This window comes from Janthinobacterium sp. GW460-12-1-14-LB5 (genome assembly GCF_059423585.1).
On the sequence record NZ_JBWKYD010000065.1, the window covers coordinates 1 to 1,374 of the forward strand.

The 1,374-nt window shown below is 51.4% G+C and carries 1 rRNA gene; it reads left to right on the forward strand.

Annotation, left to right across the window (positions count from 1 at the left end):
* Positions 1–1,350, forward strand: a 23S ribosomal RNA gene (locus AC07X6_RS28520); the annotation flags it as partial.
* Between the last annotated feature and the right edge of the window lie 24 nt (positions 1,351–1,374).

The following is a 1,374-nucleotide window of genomic DNA, read 5'->3' on the forward strand; positions in this document are numbered from 1 at the left end:
CACGAAGCAATCGGAAGTGGTTCCAAGAAAAGCCTCTAAGCTTCAGTCATACGAGACCGTACCGCAAACCGACACAGGTGGGCGAGATGAGTATTCTAAGGCGCTTGAGAGAACTCGGGAGAAGGAACTCGGCAAATTGGTACCGTAACTTCGGGAAAAGGTACGCCCCGGTAGCTTGATTGGTTTACTCCATGAGGGTGAAAGGGTTGCAATAAACTGGTGGCTGCGACTGTTTAATAAAAACACAGCACTCTGCAAACACGAAAGTGGACGTATAGGGTGTGACGCCTGCCCGGTGCTGGAAGATTAAATGATGGGGTGCAAGCTCTTGATTGAAGTCCCAGTAAACGGCGGCCGTAACTATAACGGTCCTAAGGTAGCGAAATTCCTTGTCGGGTAAGTTCCGACCTGCACGAATGGCGTAACGATGGCCACACTGTCTCCTCCCGAGACTCAGCGAAGTTGAAATGTTTGTGATGATGCAATCTACCCGCGGCTAGACGGAAAGACCCCATGAACCTTTACTGTAGCTTTGCATTGGACTTTGAACCAATCTGTGTAGGATAGGTGGGAGGCTTTGAAGCGGGGACGCTAGTTCTCGTGGAGCCAACCTTGAAATACCACCCTGGTTTGTTTGAGGTTCTAACCTTGGTCCGTTATCCGGATCGGGGACAGTGCATGGTAGGCAGTTTGACTGGGGCGGTCTCCTCCTAAAGTGTAACGGAGGAGTTCGAAGGTACGCTAGATACGGTCGGACATCGTGTTGATAGTGCAATGGCATAAGCGTGCTTAACTGCGAGACTGACAAGTCGAGCAGGTACGAAAGTAGGACATAGTGATCCGGTGGTTCTGTATGGAAGGGCCATCGCTCAACGGATAAAAGGTACTCTGGGGATAACAGGCTGATTCCTCCCAAGAGTTCATATCGACGGGGGAGTTTGGCACCTCGATGTCGGCTCATCACATCCTGGGGCTGTAGCCGGTCCCAAGGGTATGGCTGTTCGCCATTTAAAGTGGTACGTGAGCTGGGTTTAAAACGTCGTGAGACAGTTTGGTCCCTATCTGCCGTGGGCGTTGGAAATTTGAAGGGGGCTGCTCCTAGTACGAGAGGACCGGAGTGGACGAACCTCTGGTGTACCGGTTGTCACGCCAGTGGCATTGCCGGGTAGCTAAGTTCGGAAGAGATAACCGCTGAAAGCATCTAAGCGGGAAACTTGCCTTGAGATGAGATTTCCCAGAGCCTTGAGCTCTTTGAAGGGTCGTTCGAGACCAGGACGTTGATAGGCTGGGTGTGGAAGTGCAGTAATGCATTAAGCTAACCAGTACTAATTGCCCGTACGGCTTGTCCCTATAACCTTAGCAGGTACAGAGGAT